Consider the following 18,433-nt stretch of genomic DNA (forward strand, 5'->3'; position numbering starts at 1 on the left):
GGGCGGGGGAACGGAGCGAGGGTGCCGCGGGCGGAGATCCGACGGATCAGCGGCCGCGGGGGCGCGCCGCCGGCGGACGCACCGGCGAGTGACCCGGGTACGCCCGGCGAGCCGGGCGACGGATGGAGCGTCGGGCCGACGGGGCCGGGAAAGGCGGGCCCCGAGCCGGGAACGTGTCAGAAGCGCCGGTCGCCGGAGCCGCTGAGGCCGATATCAGGCACGCGGCCGCGGGGGGCGTTGTCGACGCGGACGGCCCGCAGGGCACGGCCCCGGAACGGGCGGAAGCGCTGATCCGCGGGAGCGGAGGGCAGGGTCGGGGCGTTGCAGTGTCGTCGCACGTCGTCCCCCGTTCTTCCGTCCGGCATCGGCGGGCCGCCCACGGCGTCCGCGAAGTTGAGCGCGAACCCGCTCAACGGAGCGTAAGGGCTCGGTAAAGGATTCTAGCGCAGGAAAAATACGATCATCCTGGCCGTATCGGCCGAACGGGATCAAAGGGTTCTTCGCCGCGGCTGCGGCGGCTCCCTGCCGGGGGCGGGGTCCCGGAGTGCCGGCCTTCTTCCGGCGGATCCGAAAATCTGTCGCGGCTGAAGTAGATTTTCCGCAGCGGCGGGGGTATGGTTTCTCTCGTAACGCAGACGGTCCGCAGGGCCTGGCAGAGACGAACTGCCAGGAAGCAGTACGTAGTTGCATGTCCGCAGGACGGTGCGGCGGTGGAGTTCCGAAGCCAGGTTGAGCGTAGGACGGCGACGGGGCTGACCACCGCACCGGGCGGCTCGCAGTGATCAGGAGCCGCCGACAGCCGCAGGTGCGGCTGGGCAGTGAAGCAGTGAAGTGCAGAGCACACCGAGGGAAGAAACGGAGGAACAGAGCGCCATCAGGATCGCCCGGGCGGGCAGTCGAGCCCGGGTACCGCAGGACATCGACAGCGAGGTGGTCTCCGGTCAAGCAGCCGCGATCCCCGCACTCCCGGCAGACTCTGCGCCGGGGCGGCGGAAGTACAGGGTCGGCGCCATGTCAGGGCCGACAGATGGTGTAGTAGTTCCTTCGGGGCCCTGGTGCCGTACGGCGCCAGGGCCCCTCAACGCGTTCCGTGAGAGAGGTGCAGATGACAGCACGCGAATCGTTCGACGATCGTCTCGACGACGACGACTACCCCGCCTACACGATGGGCCGGGCCGCCGCCATGCTCGGCACCACCCAGGGCTTCCTCCGCGCCATCGGCGAGGCCCGCCTGATCACCCCGCTCCGCTCCGAGGGCGGACACCGCCGCTACTCCCGCTACCAGCTGCGCATCGCCGCCCGGGCCCGGGAACTCGTCGACCAGGGCACCCCCATCGAGGCCGCCTGCCGCATCATCATCCTCGAAGACCAGCTCGAAGAGGCCCAGCGCATCAACGCCGAGTACCGCCGCGCGGCCGAAGCGTCGTCGGACTGAACCGGACCGCCACCCGCCCGCGCCGGACCTACGGCTCCCGGGTGAACAGCGCACGGCGCACCGCGTAGGCGGCGACGCCGACGGCCAGCACCGCCGCTCCGGAGACCACGGAGGAGGCGGGCAGGGCGAAGGCGAGGACGAGGCAGCCGGCCAGGCCGACGACGGGAACGATCCGTGCCGGCCGCCCTTCGCCGGGGGTGAGCGTCCAGGCGGAGGCGTTGGCCACGGCGTAGTAGACGAGCACGCCGAAGGAGGAGAAGCCGATGGCGCCCCGCAGGTCGGCGGTGGCGGCGAGTACGGCGACGACGGCGCCGACCGCGAGTTCGGCACGGTGCGGCACCTGGAACCTCGGGTGCACGGCGGCCAGCGCGTGCGGCAGGTGGCGGTCGCGGGCCATGGCCAGCGTCGTCCGCGAGACCCCCAGGATCAGGGCGAGCAGCGAGCCGAGCGCGGCCACCGCGGCGCCCACCCGGACCACCGGCGCCAGCCGGTCCGCGCCCGCGGCACGTGCGGCATCCGACAGCGGAGCGGCGGCGTCCGCCAGCCCCTGCGGGCCCAGCACGAGCAGCACGGCGACGGCGACGGCGGCGTAGACGGCGAGCGCGATGCCGAGAGCCAGCGGGATGGCCCGCGGAATGGTGCGGGCTGGGTCGCGGACCTCCTCCCCGAGCGTGGCGATGCGGGCGTAGCCGGCGAAGGCGAAGAAGAGCAGGCCCGCCGCCTGGAGAACCCCGCCGAAGGTCGCGTCGCCCCCGACGTCCAGGCGGGCGGCGTCCGCGGCGCCGGAAGTGGAGGCGGCGACCACCACCGCGGCCAGGACGGCCAGCACCACGCCGACGATGACCCGGGTGAGCCAGGCGGACTTCTGCACTCCGGCGTAGTTGACGGCCGTCAGCGCCACCACGGCCGCGACGGCGACGGCGTGGGCCTGCCCGGGCCAGACGTAGGAGCCGACGGTCAGCGCCATCGCCGCACAGGAGGCGGTCTTGCCGACCACAAAGGCCCAGCCGGCGAGGTAGCCCCAGAACTCGCCCAGCCGCTCACGCCCGTAGACGTAGGTCCCTCCCGAGGCGGGGTAGCGGGCGGCGAGCCGCGCCGAGGACGTGGCATTGCAGTACGCGACCACCGCCGCCAGCGCCAGGCCGAGCAGCAGCCCCGACCCGGCGGCACCGGCCGCCGGAGCCAGGGCCGCGAAGATCCCCGCCCCGATCATCGACCCCAGGCCGATCATCACGGCGTCGAACACACCCAGGTGCCGCTTCAACCCGCCCGCGCCCGCCGACCCCGACGCCACGCCCATCACTTGCTCCCCGACCGCTCCGGCAGATGTACCGGCGCACCGTACAGCAGCAAGGTGACGGGACAGGAGCAGGGGGCGGCAGTCCGGCCGCGGGCCCGGTCCCCCTACGGCCGTCCGGCGTCGAGCATCTGCCGCATCCGGGCGATCTCGGCCGTCTGGGAGGTGATGATGGCGTCGGCCAGATCCTTGGCGGGACCGTAGGCGCCCCGCTGCTTCTCGGTCCCGGCCATGTCGATCGCGCCTTCGTGGTGCTCGATCATCATGGTCAGGAACATGGTGTCGAAGGCGTTGCCCCGGGCGTCGCCCAGCCGGCCCATCTCCCGGTGGTCCATCATCCCGGGCATGCCGGAGCCGTCGTCGCGGTGGCCCATGCCGTCCATGCCCGTGCCGGCGGGAACCTTCTCGCCCCATGCCCTGAGCCAGCCGGACATGGTCTCGATCTCCGGGACCTGTGCCTTCCTTATCTCGGCCGCGAGCGTCTTGACGTCGGCGGAGGCGCCGTGCGCGGCGACCATGTCGGACATCAGGACGGCCTGGCGGTGGTGGGGGATCATCCCCTGCGCGAACGCGACGTCCGCCTGGTTGTGCCGGTCGTCCGGTGTCGACGCAGGCGTGGTCGTGGTCGTGGTCGAGGCCGCGGCGCTCGTGTCGGCCGTGACCGTGCTCTCGCCGCCGCCGGACGCGGCGACGACCAGTGCGGCTGCGAACGCCGTGGCCGCCAAGGCCGCGCGGCGCGGCAGGGATCGGTGCGTGTTCATGTCTCTGGACTCCAGTGATCGGATGCGGAGGGAAGGGCTGTGCGGTCCGCGCCCTGTGCCCGCAGGCGCAGGCGCAGGCCTGGGCACGGACCCTCATGTCCGCATGGTCTGGAGTTCGGTGATCAGGGGCGGTGCCCGTCCGCCGGCGGGCTCGTAGGCCAGAGCGGCGATCGGCAGGGCGGCCGGGAGGTGGGCGAGGCCGCCGGGCCGGCCGGTGAGAGGCGCGGTGTCCGGCGCGAGGATGCCGGGGGATCCGGGCAGTGCCGCGGACGCGCACATCCGGTCCGCGTGGCCGGTGTGCCGGGCCGGCGCCCCGTCCTCGCCGTCCGGGCACTGGTGGCGTGGGGCGTCCTCGGCGGTCGCGGCGTGGTGGACCGGGACGTACCCGGCTCCCTCCCGCGGCGGCAGGGCGGCGGCCGTGCCCAGGGCGTGCATGCCGAGCAGCCCGATCAGGAGCCCGAGGGCAAGCAGCAGGACGGTCCGCGGCGGTCGCCGGGACTGCGGATGCGAGCGGGGCTCGTGACCCGTCATGTCTCCACCGTACGACCGCTCCCGGCCCGCGCGTGTGACGGGCCGGAACCCGGCTGTCCGTCCTTGCCGGCGCCCCGGGCCGCCGGGTCCGCGGGGTCGGGACCGGGCAGGCGGAGGCGTTTGAGGGCCAGGGCGTTGACGGCGACGATGATGCTGGATCCGGACATGGAAAGAGCGGCGATCTCGGGGCGGAGGACCAGCCCCGTGGCGGGTTCGAAGACGCCCGCGGCGATGGGCAGGGCGATGGCGTTGTAGCCGATGGCCCAGCCCAGGTTCTGGCGCATCTTGCGCAGGGTGCCGCGGCCGATGCGCAGCGCGGTGGGGACGTCCAGCGGGTCGGAGCGCATCAGGACGAGGTCGGCCGTCTCGATGGCGACGTCGGTGCCCGCGCCGATGGCGATGCCGAGGTCGGCCTGGGCGAGGGCGGGCGCGTCGTTGACGCCGTCGCCGACCATGGCGACCGTGCGGCCGCCGCGCTGGAGCTCGGCGACGGTGGCCGCCTTGTCGCCGGGCAGGACCTCGGCGATCACGGTGTCGATGCCCAGCTGGCGGGCGATCCTCTCGGCGGTGGCCCGGTTGTCGCCGGTGAGCATGACGACCTCGACGCCCAGCGCGTGCAGCTCGCGGACCGCCGCCCGGGAGGTCTCCCGCGGTGCGTCGGCGATACCGATCAGGGCGGCGGCCCGTCCGTCGGCGGCGGCGATGACGACGGTTCGGCCGGTGGCGGCGAGCTCGTCCCGCCGGGCGGCGAGCGGGCCGAGGTCCACGCCCTCCCGTTCGGCCAGCCGCCGGTTGCCCACGGCGATGCGGTGACCGTCCACCACGGCGGTCGCCCCGTGACCGGGCACGTTCTCGAAGTGACGGGCCCGGTACGGCGGGGCGCCGCGCGAGTCGGCGTGGCGGACGATGGCCCCGGCCAGCGGGTGCTCGGACTCCCGCTCGACCGCGGCCACCAGCCGCAGGACCTCGTCCGCATCCTGCCCGGGTGCGGCGACGACCTCCGTGACCTCCGGTTCTCCGCGGGTCAGGGTGCCGGTCTTGTCCATCACGACGGTCCGGACGCCCGCCGACGCCTCCAGGGCCATCGCGTTCTTGAACAGCACCCCCCGCTTGGCGCCCAGCCCGGTCCCCACCATGATCGCGGTGGGGGTGGCGAGGCCCAGTGCGTCGGGGCAGGTGATGACGACCACCGTGATCGCGAACAGCATGGCCTCGCCGAAGGGGCGGTCGGACGCCACCAGCCAGACGGCGAGGGTGAGTGCGCCGCCCACGAGGGCGACGAAGACCAGCCAGAACGCTGCCCGGTCGGCCAGCCGCTGGCCCGGTGCCTTGGAGTTCTGGGCCTCCTGGACCAGCCGGACGATCTGGGCCAGGGCCGTGTCCGCGCCCACCTTGGTCGCCCGTACCCGCAGCGTGCCGTTCGTGTTGAGGGTGGCGCCGACCACGGCGGAGCCCGGCGCCTTGTGCACCGGCAGGCTCTCCCCGGTCACGGTCGACTCGTCGACCTCGCTCTCGCCGTCCTCCACGACCCCGTCCGCCGCGATCTTCGTACCGGGACGGACGAGCAGCAGGTCACCCACGGCCACCTCGGCGGTGGTGACCTCGACCGGTTCGCCGTCCCGCAGGACGACGGCCTTGGGCGGTGCGAGGTCCAGCAGGGTGCGGATCGCGTCGTTGGCGCCGCCGCGGGCGCGCATCTCGAACCAGTGGCCGAGCAGGACGAAGGAGGCCAGTACGGTGGCGGCCTCGTAGAAGACCTCCCCGCCGCCGGTGAGCGTGACGACGAGCGAGTACAGCCAGCCGGCGCCGACGGCGACCGCCACGAGCACCATCATGTCCAGCGTCCTGGCACGCAGGGCACGGGCGGCCCCGGCGAAGAACACCGAACACGAGTAGAAGACCACCGGCAGGCTCAGCAGCAGCGCCCACACGTCCTGCCGGAGGCCGAACGGGACGGGGGCGTGCCACCCGAAGACCTCCTCGCCGATCGGTGACCAGACCACGATCGGAACGGAGAAGAGCACCGCGACGAGGAAGCGGTTGCGCATGTCGGCCGCCATCGCCGCCATCGACGTCCCCGCATGCCCGCCGTGCCCGCCGTGCCCGCCGTGGCCCGCCGCCTCGTCGGGCGGCGCGCCCCCCGGCCCGTGCTCCACGTGCGCGGGGCGTACCGCTTCGGCCGATCCCGCCGCACCCGGCGGGTCGGGCTCGTCCATCGGGTCGCAGATGCGGGCCGGCACCGACTGGCCGGCGCAGTGGTAGCCGCACTCGACCACCCATCCGCGCAGCTGGGCGAGTGAGGTCCGGCGCGGGTCGAAGACGACCGTGGCCGACTGCGCCACGGGGTTGACCTCCACGTCGAGGACGCCCGGCCGGCGGCCCAGCACGGCGGCGACGGTGTTCTGCTGGGTGGCGCAGACCATCCCCCGCACGTCCAGCACCGCGGTACTGCGCTCCTTGCCCGCCCCGCCCGGTCCGAGGTTCCTCGGGTACGGCATGCCCGTTCACCTCCCCGGTACGCCGCGGGGGGCGCACCCGGTCGCAGTGCCTCCCCTCCTTCACCCTGGGGCCGCGGCGGCGTCCCCGCAACGGCGGCCCGGGCAGCGGCTGCCGACCGTCAGCTGACTGCCGAGGTGGGCAGATCGGCCGTGAACGGCGGCTCGTGCCCCGCCATGGGCAGGGTGAGGACCATGGTCAGTCCGCCGCCGGGTGTGTCCTCCGCGGCGAGGGTGCCGCCGACGGCCTCGGTGAAGCCGCGGGCGACCGCGAGGCCCAGGCCGACGCCGGCACCGCGCGGGGCGTCACCGTGGCGCTGGAAGGGTTCGAAGATGCGGCCCTTCGCCTCGTCCGGGACGCCCGGTCCCCGGTCCACCACGCGGAGTTCGACCCGGTCGCGCAGGGCGCTGGCGGTGATGAGCACCGGCCGGCCCGCGGGGCTGTACTTGACGGCGTTCTCGACGACGTTGGCGACGGCGCGCTCCAGCAGCCCGCGGTCGACGGCGACCATGGGGAGGGTTTCGGGGATGTCGAGCGCGACGCTGTCCTCCGGCAGGCCGCCCAGGGCCATGGGCACGACCTCGTCGAGGTAGGTCTCGCGGATGAGCGGCACGACGGTGCCCGTGTTGAGCCGGGACATGTCCAGCAGGTTGCCGATGAGCTGGCCCAGCCGGTCGGCGCCCTCCTCGATGCCCTCCAGCAGGTCGGCCCGGTCTTCTTCGGACCATTCGACGTCGTCGGAGCGCAGCGAGCTGACGGAGGCCTTGATGCCGGCGAGCGGGGTGCGCAGGTCGTGGCTCACGGCTGCGAGGAGCGCGGTGCGGATCCGGTCGGCCTCCGCGAGCCGCCGGGCCTCCTCGGCCTCGCCGACCAGGCGCTGCCGGTCGAGGACGACGGCGGCCTGGGCGGCGAAGGCGCCGAGCACGCGGCGGTCCTCGGCGGGCAGCACCCGGCCGGACAGGGCCAGCGACAGGTTCTCGCCGACGGGCATGTCGACGTCGGCGTCCTCGGGGCGGCCGACCGGACGGGACCCGACGCCGGCGGCGAGCGTCCAGGGTTCGACCTCGCTCGCACGTTCCAACAGCGCCACGGAGTCCATCGTGAAGGTCTCGCGCAGGCGTTCCAACAGGGCGTCCAGGGAGTCGTCGCCCCGCAGGACGCTGCCGGCCAGGAACGACAGGATCTCGGACTCCGCCCGGAGGCGGGCGGCCTGGTGGGTGCGGCGGGCGGCCAGATCCACCACGGAGGCCACCGAGACCGCCACCCCCACGAAGATCACGAGGGCCACGATGTTCTTCGGGTCGGCGATGGTGAACCGGTGGACGGGCGACGTGAAGAAGTAGTTCAGGAGCAGTGAGCCGACAGCCGCCGAGGCGAGCGCCGGCATCAGCCCGCCCAGCAGGGCCGCCGCCACCGTGCAGGTCAGGAACAGCAGCATGTCGTTCGCGAGCCCCAGACCGGGGAGGACCTGGCTGAGCAGCAGGGTGAGCAGGGCCGGGCCGGCGATCGCCGTCAGCCAGCCCCAGATGATCCGGGACCGCCCCAGCCGCGCCGTACGCGGGATGGGCAGGCCGCGCCCCTTGGCGGCGGCGTCATGGGTGACGATGTGCACGTCGAGGTCCGGCCCGGACTCCCGGGCCACGGTGGCGCTGACCCCGGGCCCGAACACGTACTGCCAGGAGCGGCGCCGACTCGCGCCGAGCACGATCTGCGTGGCGTTCACGCCGCGGGCGAACTCCAGCAGGGCCTCGGAGACGTCGTCGCCGATGACGTGGTGGAAGGTGCCGCCGAGGTCCTCGACCAGGGTGCGCTGGACGGCGAGTTCCTTGGGCGAGGCGGTGCTCAGCCCGTCGCTCGCGGCGATGTACACGGCGAGGACCTCCCCGCCCGCGCCCTTCTCGGCCAGGCGGGCCGCCCGGCGGATGAGCGTACGGCCCTCGGGGCCGCCGGTGAGGCCGACGACGATGCGTTCGCGGGCCTGCCAGGTGGTGCGGATGTTGTGCTCGCCGCGGTACTCGCGCAGGTACTCGTCGACCCGGTCGGCGGTCCAGAGCAGGGCGAGCTCGCGCAGGGCGGTGAGGTTGCCGGGCCGGAAGTAGTTGGACAGGGCGGCGTCGACCTTGTCGGCCTTGTAGATGTTGCCGTGGGCCATCCGGCGGCGCAGCGCCTGGGGGGACATGTCGACCAGTTCGATCTGGTCGGCCCGCCGGACGACCTCGTCGGGCACGGTCTCCCGCTGGCGTACCCCGGTTATGGTCTCGACGACGTCGCCGAGGGACTCCAGGTGCTGGATGTTCACCGTCGAGACCACGTCGATGCCGGCCTGGAGCAGCTCCTCGACGTCCTGCCACCGCTTGGTGTTGCGGGAGCCGGGGACGTTGGTGTGCGCCAGCTCGTCCACCAGGGCCACCGCAGGCCTGCGGGCGAGGATGGCGTCCACGTCCATCTCGGCGAACGTGGTGCCCCGGTACTCCAGGTCGCGCCGCGGGACCAGTTCCAGGCCGTGCAGCATCACCGCCGTGCGCGGCCGGCTGTGGTGCTCGACGAACCCGACCACGCAGTCGGTGCCCCGCTCGATCCGGCGGTGGGCCTCGGAGAGCATGGCGTACGTCTTGCCGACGCCCGGTGCCGCGCCCAGGTAGATGCGCAGCTTTCCGCGTCCCATGATGGTGGCTCTTCTTCCGTTCAGGGTTCGAAGCGGTAGCCCATGCCGGGCTCGGTGATCAGGTACCGCGGCCGGGAGGGGTCGGCCTCCAGCTTGCGCCGGAGCTGGGCCATGTAGACCCGCAGGTAGTTCGTGTTCTCGCGGTAGGTGGGACCCCAGACCTCCAGCAGGAGCCGGCTCTGCGAGACGAGGTGTCCCGGATGGGTGACGAGGATCTCCAGCAGGTGCCACTCCGTCGGGGTGAGCCGTACGGTCCGGTCACCGCGCCGCACCTTCTTCGCCGGCAGGTCGATGGTGAACTCGTCGGTCTCGACCACCGTGACGTCGTCGGCCCGCCGGGCCGGCTCGAGCTGCCTTCGGGAGGCGGCCCGCAGCCGGGCGAGGAGCTCGTCCATGCTGAACGGCTTGGTGACGTAGTCGTCGGCCCCGGCGTCCAGCGCCCGGACCTTCTCCTCGGAGGTGTGCCGGGCCGACAGCACCAGGATGGGGACCCGGCTCCAGCCGCGCACGCCCTTGATGACCTCGATGCCGTCCATGTCGGGCAGCCCGAGGTCGAGGACGATGACGTCGGGTTTGCGGGCGGCGGCGAGCCGCAGGGCGGTACCGCCGTCGGAGGCCTGCTCGACGTCGAACTTGCGCGCCTGGAGGTTGATCCTCAGTGCGCGGACGAGCTGGGGATCGTCCTCCACCACCAGCACCCGGGTCATCGGTGGGCAGCCTTTCCTTCGTAGCGGGCAACGCGGTGGGAACCGGCGGGCGCGCGTGTCCGTGCCCCCGCCGGTCCCCGGTCATGCGGGGTGGGCCGTCAGTCCTCGGCCAAGGCCTTGAGGGCCGTGTTGAGCTCCAGCACGTTGACGCGGGGCTCGCCCATGAAGCCTAGCTGCCGGCCCTCGGTGTGTTCCCTCACCAGCTTCTCGACCTGCCGGACGTCCAGCCCGTTCCTCTCGGCCACCCGGTGCACCTGGAGCTGCGCGTACGCGGGGGAGATGTGCGGGTCGAGTCCGGAGCCGGAGGAGGTGACGGCCTCGGCCGGCACGTCTTCCGGTTTGACCTGGTGGGTGGCGGTGGAGTTGTCGGCGATGACGGCGGCCTTGGCGTCGGTGACCCACGCGATGAGGTCCTCGCTGTCGCCGGCACGGTTGGTGGCGCCGGAGAGGACGAGGGAGTACCGGGTGTTGACGCTGTTGGTGCCGAGGCCGTTGGAGGGGCGGGGCTGGAACCACTTCAGGTCCGGCTCGGCTGCCTCCTCCGGGTCGTCGGGGTTCTGCCGGGGCAGGTTGTACGTCTGCCCGATGAGGGAGGAGCCGACGACCCGTCCGGTCTTGTCCTTGATCTCGGAGCCGTTGGCCTTGTCGTGGAAGAGGGCCTGGGCGATGCCGGTGACGGCGAGCGGGTAGAGCACGCCGCACACGATCGTCAGGACGAGCAGGGCCCGCAGGCCCGCGCCGATCAGGCGTGCCGTGCCGGCTACGGAGTTGTTCATGGTCGTCTCAGCCGATTCCGGGGATGAGGGAGATGAGGAGGTCGATCAGCTTGATGCCGATGAACGGGGCGATCAGGCCGCCGAGTCCATAGACGCCGAGGTTGCGGCGGAGCATCCGGTCGGCGCTGGTCGGCCGGTACCGGACGCCCTTGAGGGCGAGGGGCACGAGGGCCACGATGATCAGCGCGTTGAAGACGACGGCGGACAGGATCGCCGACTCGGGGGAGGACAAGCCCATGATGTTGAGCTTGTCCAGGCCCGGGTAGGCCACGGCGAACATGGCCGGGATGATCGCGAAGTACTTCGCGACGTCGTTGGCGATGGAGAAGGTCGTGAGCGCGCCGCGGGTGATGAGGAGCTGCTTGCCGATCTCGACGATCTCGATGAGCTTGGTCGGGTCGGAGTCGAGGTCGACCATGTTCCCGGCCTCCTTGGCGGCCGAGGTGCCGGTGTTCATCGCCACGCCGACGTCCGCCTGGGCCAGTGCCGGGGCGTCGTTCGTCCCGTCGCCGGTCATGGCGACGAGCTTGCCGCCGGCCTGCTCCCGCTTGATGAGGGCCATCTTGTCCTCGGGGGTGGCCTCGGCGAGGAAGTCGTCGACGCCGGCCTCCTCGGCGATGGCCCTGGCGGTGAGCGGGTTGTCGCCGGTGATCATGACGGTCTTGATGCCCATGCGGCGCAGCTCCTCGAACCGCTCGCGCATGCCCTCCTTCACCACGTCCTTGAGGTGGACGACCCCGAGGATCCGGGGCCCGTTCTCGTCCTCGGCGGCGACGAGCAGCGGCGTACCGCCCGCCTGCGCGATCGTGTCGGCGAGGGCTCGGGCTTCGTCGCAGACGGTGCCGCCGCGCTCGGCCACCCACGCGAGGACCGCCCCGGTCGCGCCCTTGCGGATCTTGCGGCCGTCGACGTCCACGCCCGACATGCGGGTCTGGGCGGTGAAGGCGATCCACTCCGCGTGGGCCAGTTCGCCCCGGTGGCGCTCGCGCAGTCCGTACTCCTCCTTGGCCAGGACGACGATCGAGCGGCCCTCGGGGGTCTCGTCGGCCAGGGAGGAGAGCTGGGCGGCGTCGGCGAGTTCGGCCGCGGTGGTGCCCTCGACGGGGACGAACCCGGCGGCCCTGCGGTTGCCGAGGGTGATGGTGCCCGTCTTGTCGAGCAGCAGGGTGGAGACGTCGCCCGCCGCTTCCACCGCGCGGCCGGACATGGCCAGGACGTTGCGCTGGACGAGCCGGTCCATGCCGGCGATGCCGATCGCGGAGAGCAGGGCGCCGATGGTGGTGGGGATCAGGCAGACCAGCAGGGCGGTCAGCACGATCATCGACTGCTTGGCGCCGGCGTGGACCGCGAACGGCTGGAGGGTGACCACGGCCAGCAGGAAGACGATGGTGAGGGACGCCAGGAGGATGTTGAGGGCGATCTCGTTGGGTGTCTTCTGCCGGGCGGCGCCCTCCACAAGGTTGATCATCCGGTCGATGAAGGTCTCGCCGGGCTTCGTCGTGATCTTGATGACGATCCGGTCGGAGAGCACCTTCGTGCCGCCGGTGACGGCGGAGCGGTCACCGCCGGACTCGCGGATGACCGGCGCGGACTCGCCGGTGATGGCCGACTCGTCGACGGACGCCACGCCCTCCACGACGTCACCGTCGCCGGGGATGGTGTCGCCGGCCTCGCAGACCACCAGGTCACCGATGCGCAGCTCGGTGCCGGGCACGGACTCCTCGGCTCCGGAGGCGGTCAGCCGGCGGGCGACGGTGTCGGTCTTGGCCTTGCGCAGGGTGTCGGCCTGGGCCTTCCCGCGGCCCTCGGCGACGGCCTCGGCGAGGTTGGCGAAGACGGTGGTCAGCCAGAGCCAGGCGGTGATCGCCCAGCCGAACCAGTCCGTCGGGTCCGCCAGTGCCAGCACGGTGGTGACCACCGAGCCGACCAGGACCACGAACATGACCGGCGACTTCGCCATGGTGCGCGGGTCGAGCTTGCGTATCGCGTCCGGGAAGGACTTCAGCAGCTGTGCGGGGTCGAACAGCCCGCCGCCGACGCGGCCGGCGGCGGCCTTGCCGCCGGCGGGTGCGTCCTGGTGCGGAGCGCGGGTCGGAGTCACGGTCGGCATGACGTCCTCTTGCTTCCTGGTGTCGGAGGTCATGAGGCCAGCCCTTCGGCCAGCGGGCCCAGCGCGAGCGCGGGGAAGTAGGTCAGGCCGGCGACGATGACGATCGTGCCGACGAGCAGGCCGGCGTACAGCGGCTTGTCGGTACGGAGGGTCCCGGCCGTCTCGGGGACGGGCTTCTGCTCGGCGAGCGAGCCGGCGAGGGCAAGCACGAAGACCATGGGCAGGAACCGGCCCAGCAGCATCGCGATGCCGATCGTCGAGTTGAACCACTGGGTGTCGGCGTTCAGGCCGGCGAAGGCGGAGCCGTTGTTGTTGGCACCCGAGGTGTAGGCGTAGAGGATCTCCGAGAACCCGTGCGCGCCCCCGTTCAGCATCGAGTCCGCCGGGGTCGGCAGGGCCATCGCCGCGGCGGTGAACCCGAGGACCAGCGCCGGGGTGATCAGGATGTAGCAGGCCGCGAGCTTGATCTCGCGGGTGCCGATCTTCTTGCCCAGGTACTCGGGCGTGCGGCCGACCATCAGGCCCGCGAGGAACACCGCGATGATCGCCATGATCAGCATGCCGTAGAGGCCGGAGCCGACACCGCCGGGCGCGATCTCGCCCAGCTGCATGCCCAGCAGCTGGATGCCGCCGCCGAAGCCGGTGTAGGAGGAGTGGAAGGAGTTGACCGCACCGGTCGAGGTCAGGGTGGTCGCCACGGCGAAGATCGACGAGCCGCCGATCCCGAACCGGGTCTCCTTGCCCTCCATCGCGCCGCCGGCGATCTCGAACGCAGGGCCCCTGCCGGCGAACTCGGTCCACATCATCAGGGCGGTGAAGCCGATCCAGATGACGGCCATGGTCGCGAGGATCGCGTAGCCCTGGCGCACCGAGCCGACCATCCTGCCGAAGGTGCGGGTGAGCGCGAACGGGATGACCAGGATCAGGAAGACCTCGAAGAGGTTCGAGAACGGGGTGGGGTTTTCGAAGGGGTGGGCGGAGTTGGCGTTGAAGTAGCCGCCGCCGTTGGTGCCCAGCTCCTTGATGACCTCCTGCGAGGCCACCGCCCCGCCGTTCCACTGCTGCGTGCCGCCCGCGAACCGGCCGACCTCGTGGATGCCGGAGAAGTTCTGGATGGCGCCGCAGGCGACCAGAACGACCGCGCCGATCACGGAGAGGGGCAGCAGGATCCGGACCACACCGCGCACCAGGTCGGCCCAGAAGTTGCCGAGCTCGCCGGTGCGGGAGCGGGCGAAACCCCGTACGAGGGCCACGGCGACGGCCATGCCGACGGCGGCCGAGACGAAGTTCTGCACCGCCAGGCCGCCCGTCTGCACGACGTGCCCCATGGCCTGCTCGCCGGCGTACGACTGCCAGTTGGTGTTCGCCGCGAACGACGCGGCGGTGTTGAACGCCTGGTCCGGGTCGATCGAGGCGAAGCCGAGCGAGCCGGGCAGGGAACCCTGCAGGCGCTGCAGGGCGTAGAGGAACAGGACGCCCACCGCGGAGAAGGCGAGGACGCCGCGCAGGTAGGCGGGCCACCGCATCTCCGCCGAGGGGTCGGCGCCGATGGCCTTGTAGATCCACTTCTCCGGGCGGAGGTGCTTCTCGGAGGAGTACACGCGGGCCATGTGGTCGCCGAGCGGCCGGTAGGCGAGCGCCAGGGCGGCGATCAGGGCGAGCAGCTGGAGCACACCAGCCATCTGGGGACTCATGTCCGGCTCAGAACCTCTCCGGCTTGACGAGGGCGAGGACGAGGTAGCCGAGCAGGGCGCCGGCGACCAGCAGGCCGACGATGTTCTCGACGGTCACAGCTTCGCCACCCCCTTGGCGATGAGGCCCACCAGCGCGAAGACCGCGACCGTGGTGACGACGAAGGCCAGATCGGCCATCGTGAGCTCCTGGAATGAAGTGATGAGATGACAGGGAATCGGCCGGAGTGGCCGAGACAGAGCAAACCGCGAGTCGGCCCCCGCGTTAAGACGCCTTGACGAGGCCCATACGGGCGCAGCGGAATCCTTGACGCCGCCCTGACGCCGCCCTGATGCCGCCCTGATGCCGACGGTCCTCGCCTGCCGCGAATGGCGGCCGGGCCGACCGGGCAACAGCCGGGGACGCAGGTGACGGCGCCGATGCCCGAGACCGGGCCGGAGCGCCTCCCGGTGCGGATCCCCGACGGCGGCCGGGAAGCACGCGACACCCCGGCGACTGCGGAATCCCGCCGGTCCCTCGCCATGGGCGGGGGCCGGCGGGATTCTCCACCGCAACGGGCGTCTCCGCGTGCGCCGCTACGCTCCGATGTCGCGCCGACGCAGGTCCTCCGGGGTTTCGCGGCGGACGAGGAGGCGGGCCACTCCCTCGTGGACCGCCACCACCGGCGGCCGGCCCACCATGTTGTAGCCGGAGGCCATGGAGAGCTGGTACGCGCCCGCCACCGGCAGCGCGATCAGATCGCCGGGCCGGACGTCGCCGGGCAGGTCCACCCCGGCGGCGAGCACGTCCCCGGCCTCGCAGTGCCGGCCGACCACCGTGGCCGCACGGGGTCCCGCCGTCGGTGCGCGGCCGATCAGCCGGGGCGCGTAGCGGGCCCCGTACAGGGCCGGCCGGGGGTTGTCGCCCATTCCGCCGTCGACGGCGACGAACACGGTGTCCCCGGTGTGCTTGACGGAGAGGACCCGGTACACGGCGACACCGGCCGGCCCCACGACGGCCCGGCCGGGCTCGACGGCCAGCCGGGGCAGGGGCATGCGGGCGGCGGCGCAGCTCTCGGTCAGCGTGCTCCGCAGCCTGCGGGCGAGCGTGGCGACGTCCAGGGCGGGTTCACCCGGCCGGTAGGCGACGCCATGCCCGCCGCCCAGGTCCAGCTCGGGCAGGACGCGGCCGTGTGCGTCGCGGATGCGGGCCATCAGCCCGACCATGCGGCGCAGTGCGGTGAGGTAGGGCTTCACCTCGGCGATCTGGGAACCGATGTGGCAGTGCAGCCCCGTCAGCTCCAGCCGGGGCTGGGCCAGCACGCGGGCCACCGCGTGCAGCGCGGATCCGTCGGCGAGGGACAGTCCGAAGTGCTGCCCGTCCGTGCCCGTACGGATCTTGCTGTGGCCGCCGGCGGAGATACCGGGCACCACCCGCACCAGCACCTTCTGCCGCCCCTCCGGCCCGACGGCGGCGGCGATGCGTGCGATCTCCGAAGGGCTGTCGATGACGATCCGCCCGACGCCGAGCCGCAGCGCGCTCCCCAGGTCGCGAGGGGACTTGGCGTTGCCGTGCAGCACGATCCGGTCGGGCGGGAACCCGGCCGTGACCGCGAGCTCCAGCTCTCCGGCCGAGCAGACGTCCAGGCCAGTCCCTCCTCGCGGACCCAGCGCACCATCGCGCGGGAGAGGAACGCCTTCGCGGCGTAGAGGACGTCGCCCTCGGGGAAGGCGTCCCGGTAGGCCCGGCAGCGCTTGCGCACCTCGCCCTCGTCCAGGACGTAGACGGGCGTGCCGAAGCGTTCCGCCGCCTCCGCGAGGTCCACCCCGCCGACGGCCAGGCCGCCGTGGGCGAGCCGGGCCGTGGAGGCCGGCCAGACGGAGAGGCCGCCCGTACCGGAGTCCGGTGCGGGTATGACCGCAGTGGTCATCGCGTGGTCCCCCGCTCTCCGGCGGCCGGCGCCGCACCGGAGCGTCGGGGGGCCGGGACCGCGGCGGGACCGGTCGCGGGGGAGTCCGCCGCGGGCGGACCGGAGACCGCGGGACCGGAGACCGCGGGAGCGGTGAACGTCGGGTCGACGGTCAGCAGCGCCGTCCCGAGCGGCTCGACCAGAGCCCGCAGCGCGGTCTCGGACAGCCTGATCCACGGCTGCTGCGCGCCCAGCGTCGCGGCCAGCCGGGCGGCGTCGGTGAAGCCGACAGCGGTGCGTGCGCCCAGCGGGGTGCGGAACACGCGTACCACCACCTCCGCCGCCCCCGGCCGGACGGGCACGTAGAGCAGCCCGGCCGGGACCCGTTCCTCGGGATCGGGATCGTCGTCGTACCGGAAGAGACACATGGGGCCCTCCTCGAGGAGCCGTGAACGGAAGACGCTGCCCCGGTGCGGGGAGGCAGTCCGGAGCGGCACTCGAAAGCCATACCCGGCCCCATGGCCCCGTGCGCTGCCCCTGACGGGATCCTGACGCCGGCCGGCGGAGCCCATACGCATCGCTGACGGCCGGCAGGCGGCTCGGCCGGACGGCGTCCCCTCTCCGAACGGCCCCCGGGTTACGCCCCGTCGAGGCTGATCGCCCCGGACGGGCAGACGCCGGCGGCCATCCGCACGGCCGTGAGCCGGTCCGCGGACGGCACGGCCTCCAGCAGGACCACCAGACCGTCGCCGGCGTCCTGGTCGAACACCTCCGGGGCGGTCATGGCGCACATCCCGGCGCCGATGCAGCGCTCGCGGTCGACGCTCAGGCGGGGCGCGCTCATTCCGCGTCCCAGGTGACCGGCAGGCTCTTCACACCGAAGATGTCGGCGGTCTCCGGGCGCAGGCGGACCTCGCCGGCCGGGACGGCCAGGCGCAGCGTGGGGAAGCGGTCGATCAGGGCGCGGAACGCCACCCGCATCTCGACGCGGGCGAGTTGCTGGCCCAGGCACTGGTGGATGCCGTGGCTGAAGGCGAGGTGGCCGTCGTAGGGCCGGCGCAGGTCGAGCACGTCGGGGTCGGTGAAACGCTCGGGGTCGCGGTTGGCGGTGTGGAGGGAGAGGACGACCGTCGTGCCGGCCTCGATGCTCTGGCCGCCGACCACGACGTCCTCGAGAGCCGTCCTGTGGAAGGTCTTGGCGACGCTCAGGTACCGCAGCAGTTCTTCCACGGCCCCGTCGGTGAGCGCGGGGTCGGCGCGCAGCGCGGCCAGTTGCCCCGGGTTCTGCAGCAGCGCGAAGGTGCCGAGGGCCAGCATGTTGGCGGTGGTGTCGAAGCCCGCCGCCAGCAGGATGAGGCTGATCCCCTTCAGCTCCTCGTCGGTGAAGTCGCCGTCCGTGAGTTCGCTGAGCACGTCGTCGGTGGGGTTGGCGCGTTTGGCGGCCACCAGCCGGGCGAGGTACTCCTGCGTCGCGGTGTAGGCCGCGATCAGCTCCTCGTCGCTCGCCTCCCCGCCCATGAACGCGTCGATCTGCTCCTGGAAGGAGGCGCGGTCCCCGTACGGCACGCCCAGGATCTCGCAGATGACGATGGTGGGAATGGGCTTGGCGAACGCGGTCACCAGGTCCGCCGTCGGCCCGGCCTGCTCCATGGCGTCCAGGCACTCGGCGGTGATCTGCTCGATGCGCTCCGTGAGCAGCCGCATCCGCCGCACGGTGAACCTGCCCACCAGCGGCTTGCGGTAGCGGCTGTGCTGCGGCTCGTCCATCAGGAGGAACTCGCCGGGCGGCGCCGGAGGAAGCTCGAAGTCGACGACGCTCATCAACTCCTTGCGCGAACTGAACCGCGGGTCGGCCAGGACCGACCTGACCAGGTCGTACCCGGTGATCATCCATCCGGGCTTGCCGCCCGGATGGATGTACCGGCTGACGGGACCCCGCCGGCGGGCGTCCGCCAGCTCCGCCGGCGGGTCGAAGGGACAGCCGGATCGACGCTCCGTGGGCAGGGACGTGACGGTGTGGACGGATTCGCTCATGGCCGTTCCTCTCACGATATGACGCGTTCGGCGACCCTCGA

General features: G+C 72.6%; 15 protein-coding genes and 1 pseudogene. 1 reads left to right on the top strand and 15 read right to left on the bottom strand.

Annotation, left to right across the window (positions count from 1 at the left end):
- Positions 1-176 precede the first annotated feature (176 nt).
- On the bottom strand, positions 177-413 hold the full coding sequence (locus tag EF903_RS02580; RefSeq protein ID WP_125540943.1) for a hypothetical protein: 237 nt from the start codon (positions 411-413) through the stop codon (positions 177-179).
- A 692-nt stretch (positions 414-1,105) separates the two neighbouring features.
- On the opposite strand from EF903_RS02580, the gene EF903_RS02585 reads away from it, so the two are divergent.
- Positions 1,106-1,435 carry a MerR family transcriptional regulator gene (locus EF903_RS02585; protein WP_125540944.1) on the top strand — a complete coding sequence of 110 codons (330 nt, stop codon included), beginning with the start codon at positions 1,106-1,108 and terminating at the stop codon, positions 1,433-1,435.
- Positions 1,436-1,463: 28 nt separating this feature from the next.
- Here EF903_RS02585 and EF903_RS02590 read toward each other — a convergent pair whose 3' ends face one another.
- The 14 genes and pseudogenes from EF903_RS02590 to EF903_RS02660 all read right to left on the bottom strand — a co-directional run bounded on the left by EF903_RS02590 (position 1,464) and on the right by EF903_RS02660 (position 18,392).
- On the bottom strand, positions 1,464-2,735 hold the full coding sequence (locus EF903_RS02590; RefSeq protein ID WP_125540945.1) for an APC family permease: 1,272 nt from the start codon (positions 2,733-2,735) through the stop codon (positions 1,464-1,466).
- A 104-nt stretch (positions 2,736-2,839) separates the two neighbouring features.
- A complete protein-coding gene (locus EF903_RS02595; protein WP_125540946.1) occupies positions 2,840-3,493 on the bottom strand; it encodes a DUF305 domain-containing protein in 654 nt (217 codons plus the stop codon).
- Between the two features lie 93 nt (positions 3,494-3,586).
- Complete coding sequence (locus tag EF903_RS02600; RefSeq protein WP_125540947.1) at positions 3,587-4,024, bottom strand: DUF6153 family protein; 438 nt, start codon at positions 4,022-4,024, stop codon at positions 3,587-3,589.
- A complete protein-coding gene (locus EF903_RS02605) occupies positions 4,021-6,522 on the bottom strand; it encodes a cation-translocating P-type ATPase (protein ID WP_125540948.1) in 2,502 nt (833 codons plus the stop codon). Before EF903_RS02605 ends, EF903_RS02600 begins: the two co-directional genes overlap by 4 nt.
- Positions 6,523-6,641: 119 nt before the next feature.
- Positions 6,642-9,185, bottom strand: a complete 2,544-nt coding sequence (locus EF903_RS02610; protein ID WP_125540949.1) for a sensor histidine kinase KdpD — start codon at positions 9,183-9,185, stop codon at positions 6,642-6,644.
- A gap of 20 nt (positions 9,186-9,205) precedes the next feature.
- A complete protein-coding gene (locus EF903_RS02615; protein ID WP_125540950.1) occupies positions 9,206-9,892 on the bottom strand; it encodes a response regulator in 687 nt (228 codons plus the stop codon).
- A gap of 98 nt (positions 9,893-9,990) precedes the next feature.
- Positions 9,991-10,668, bottom strand: coding sequence for a potassium-transporting ATPase subunit C (locus EF903_RS02620; protein ID WP_125540951.1), 678 nt, complete (start codon positions 10,666-10,668; stop codon positions 9,991-9,993).
- A gap of 7 nt (positions 10,669-10,675) precedes the next feature.
- Positions 10,676-12,778: a potassium-transporting ATPase subunit KdpB gene (gene kdpB / locus EF903_RS02625; protein ID WP_125540952.1), complete on the bottom strand. Its 2,103-nt coding sequence runs from the start codon at positions 12,776-12,778 to the stop codon at positions 10,676-10,678.
- A 29-nt stretch (positions 12,779-12,807) separates the two neighbouring features.
- Entirely contained in the window at positions 12,808-14,472 is a 1,665-nt protein-coding gene (gene kdpA / locus EF903_RS02630) for a potassium-transporting ATPase subunit KdpA (RefSeq protein ID WP_125540953.1), read from the bottom strand.
- A gap of 7 nt (positions 14,473-14,479) precedes the next feature.
- Complete coding sequence (gene kdpF / locus EF903_RS02635; protein ID WP_125540954.1) at positions 14,480-14,569, bottom strand: K(+)-transporting ATPase subunit F; 90 nt, start codon at positions 14,567-14,569, stop codon at positions 14,480-14,482.
- A gap of 476 nt (positions 14,570-15,045) precedes the next feature.
- A pseudogene (gene lysA, locus EF903_RS02645) lies at positions 15,046-16,379 on the bottom strand (diaminopimelate decarboxylase).
- Positions 16,376-16,786, bottom strand: a complete 411-nt coding sequence (locus EF903_RS02650) for an SAV_915 family protein (protein WP_125540956.1) — start codon at positions 16,784-16,786, stop codon at positions 16,376-16,378. Before EF903_RS02650 ends, lysA begins: the two are co-directional and overlap by 4 nt.
- A gap of 209 nt (positions 16,787-16,995) precedes the next feature.
- On the bottom strand, positions 16,996-17,202 hold the full coding sequence (locus tag EF903_RS02655; RefSeq protein ID WP_125540957.1) for a ferredoxin: 207 nt from the start codon (positions 17,200-17,202) through the stop codon (positions 16,996-16,998).
- Entirely contained in the window at positions 17,199-18,392 is a 1,194-nt protein-coding gene (locus tag EF903_RS02660) for a cytochrome P450 (RefSeq protein ID WP_125540958.1), read from the bottom strand. The genes EF903_RS02655 and EF903_RS02660 overlap by 4 nt, the downstream gene beginning before the upstream one ends.
- Positions 18,393-18,433: the final 41 nt, after the last annotated feature.

Origin of the sequence: Streptomyces sp. WAC05292 (assembly GCF_003949955.1) — a bacterium.
In the GTDB taxonomy this organism is placed as follows: domain Bacteria; phylum Actinomycetota; class Actinomycetes; order Streptomycetales; family Streptomycetaceae; genus Streptomyces; species Streptomyces globosus.

Bases quoted from the DNA above. Each gene is read 5' to 3' on its own strand.
- EF903_RS02620 (WP_125540951.1), bottom strand. From the start codon at position 10,668: ATGAACAACTCCGTAGCCGGCACGGCACGCCTGATCGGCGCGGGCCTG.
- EF903_RS02650 (WP_125540956.1), bottom strand. From the start codon at position 16,786: ATGTGTCTCTTCCGGTACGACGACGATCCCGATCCCGAGGAACGGGTC.
- kdpB (WP_125540952.1), bottom strand. From the start codon at position 12,778: ATGCCGACCGTGACTCCGACCCGCGCTCCGCACCAGGACGCACCCGCC.
- EF903_RS02615 (WP_125540950.1), bottom strand. From the start codon at position 9,892: ATGACCCGGGTGCTGGTGGTGGAGGACGATCCCCAGCTCGTCCGCGCA.
- EF903_RS02605 (WP_125540948.1), bottom strand. From the start codon at position 6,522: ATGCCGTACCCGAGGAACCTCGGACCGGGCGGGGCGGGCAAGGAGCGC.
- EF903_RS02660 (WP_125540958.1), bottom strand. From the start codon at position 18,392: ATGAGCGAATCCGTCCACACCGTCACGTCCCTGCCCACGGAGCGTCGA.
- EF903_RS02610 (WP_125540949.1), bottom strand. From the start codon at position 9,185: ATGGGACGCGGAAAGCTGCGCATCTACCTGGGCGCGGCACCGGGCGTC.
- EF903_RS02600 (WP_125540947.1), bottom strand. From the start codon at position 4,024: ATGACGGGTCACGAGCCCCGCTCGCATCCGCAGTCCCGGCGACCGCCG.
- EF903_RS02585 (WP_125540944.1), top strand. From the start codon at position 1,106: ATGACAGCACGCGAATCGTTCGACGATCGTCTCGACGACGACGACTAC.
- EF903_RS02655 (WP_125540957.1), bottom strand. From the start codon at position 17,202: ATGAGCGCGCCCCGCCTGAGCGTCGACCGCGAGCGCTGCATCGGCGCC.
- EF903_RS02590 (WP_125540945.1), bottom strand. From the start codon at position 2,735: ATGGGCGTGGCGTCGGGGTCGGCGGGCGCGGGCGGGTTGAAGCGGCAC.
- EF903_RS02595 (WP_125540946.1), bottom strand. From the start codon at position 3,493: ATGAACACGCACCGATCCCTGCCGCGCCGCGCGGCCTTGGCGGCCACG.
- kdpA (WP_125540953.1), bottom strand. From the start codon at position 14,472: ATGAGTCCCCAGATGGCTGGTGTGCTCCAGCTGCTCGCCCTGATCGCC.